This window comes from Moorena sp. SIO4E2 (genome assembly GCF_010671945.1).
Classification (GTDB): domain Bacteria; phylum Cyanobacteriota; class Cyanobacteriia; order Cyanobacteriales; family Coleofasciculaceae; genus Moorena; species Moorena producens.
On the sequence record NZ_JAAHIE010001253.1, the window covers coordinates 1 to 1,342 of the forward strand.

Here is a 1,342-nt window from a genome sequence, read left to right on the forward strand (position 1 = left end):
CAGGAAAGTTCTACAATCTCAGGAATTTGGTCTTTCATGGCCAGTAGTCCATTGATAGCTAATGCGATCGCATCCGCTGAAGCGTCGTCTTTCCACTTGAACAAAATAATATGCTCGATCATCTTTATATTTCTATTTGGGTTGAAAAAAAATTGATTTAAAAAGGGAACAGCAGATCTGGGATCTGGGAACAGTATATAGCGTTTGTATTTGAGTTGTTAACATACTGCCCAAGGCCAAGAGGCAACAGGCAACAGGCAAGAGGCAAGAGTTAATAAAGTATAGAGTGATTTTGGGTAGCGATGCAGCTTCGGAACAGGGAATTTCCCACACTCGCCCTTTACATCAAGACAATAAAGTACACAATATTTTTTGCCTATTGCCTATTGCCTATTCCCTATTGCCTATTGCCTATTGCCTATTCCCTATTGCCTATTGCCTATTCCCTATTCCCTATTCCCTATTCCCTATTCCCTCAACAAGTTCCTAAATTCCCATTACCACAGGCCAGGTGGTAAAAACAAAAACAATCACTGTACTCAGAGCCAGCAAGCCTTCAATTAAATTGCCAATCAGCGACCCTACCATAATGCCCACACTTGCTTTTAAGGCTAGCTGAGTTCGTGACGCTAGAGTCCACTCACTGCGATAGAGAAACTCCCCGATAAACGCTCCCAAAACTGGACCGATTATAATACCCAGCAGTGGTCCGCCGAAGGGCAAAGCTGGTAGGAAACCCAAAAATCCCAGTACTAATCCCACAACGGCACCAATTTGACCCCACTTAGATGCTCCCACTTGTTTCGCGCCCCAATAAGTGGCGAGGGGTTCGATGGCTGCGCTTAAGACTAAAATCACAAACAAGATCATCACCGGCCAGCCAATTCCAGCAAAATTCGTGACCATGCACCATACCGCCATCGCCATTAAAATCAAACTTGTGCCAGGTAGACCTGGAAGAGTTGCTCCCAAGACTCCCACAAGCATTAGCCCAATTAGCACCCAGTAGAGAATTGCAAGATTCATCACATTAGTAAATGTTCAGATTAAACACCGATTTCAGCATTGAATGCTCCCCCGCCTAGAGCGATCGCTTAGGTGGAGATTCTGCTCTCCCCTCTCTGCCCACACTACCCCCTCTGGCCACGCTCTTCTAAATTACCCTTAATCATTCCATAATTACCGAAAATTTTGGGTTTAAAGCCCCGTCCTTCCTTCGACGGCTTTCAATGAAAGTTTGTAAGAGATGTGCTATAATGAAAGCATAAACAATAAACTTTAAAAGTAGAGAGATACTATCTAATCATAAGTAGGCAACGTAAAAAATATGTAGAGCGTACAT

The 1,342-nt window shown here is 43.7% G+C and carries 3 protein-coding genes; 1 reads left to right on the top strand and 2 read right to left on the bottom strand.

Translation table 11 applies throughout. The features are described 5' to 3' along the window. The coding region (locus F6K37_RS42675) for a Dabb family protein (RefSeq protein WP_287257258.1) at positions 1-122 on the bottom strand (122 nt) is incomplete at its 3' end. Positions 123-286: 164 nt separating this feature from the next. Between F6K37_RS42675 and F6K37_RS42680 the strand changes: the two genes are divergently transcribed. After that, positions 287-490: a hypothetical protein gene (locus tag F6K37_RS42680; protein ID WP_287257257.1), complete on the top strand. Its 204-nt coding sequence runs from the start codon at positions 287-289 to the stop codon at positions 488-490. Here F6K37_RS42680 and F6K37_RS42685 read toward each other — a convergent pair. Further along, the gene (locus F6K37_RS42685) at positions 487-1,026 is read right to left on the bottom strand and encodes a DUF456 domain-containing protein (RefSeq protein ID WP_008190633.1); all 540 of its coding nucleotides are present in this window, start codon (positions 1,024-1,026) and stop codon (positions 487-489) included. The two genes, F6K37_RS42680 and F6K37_RS42685, sit on opposite strands and share 4 nt — an antisense overlap. Positions 1,027-1,342 lie beyond the last annotated feature (316 nt).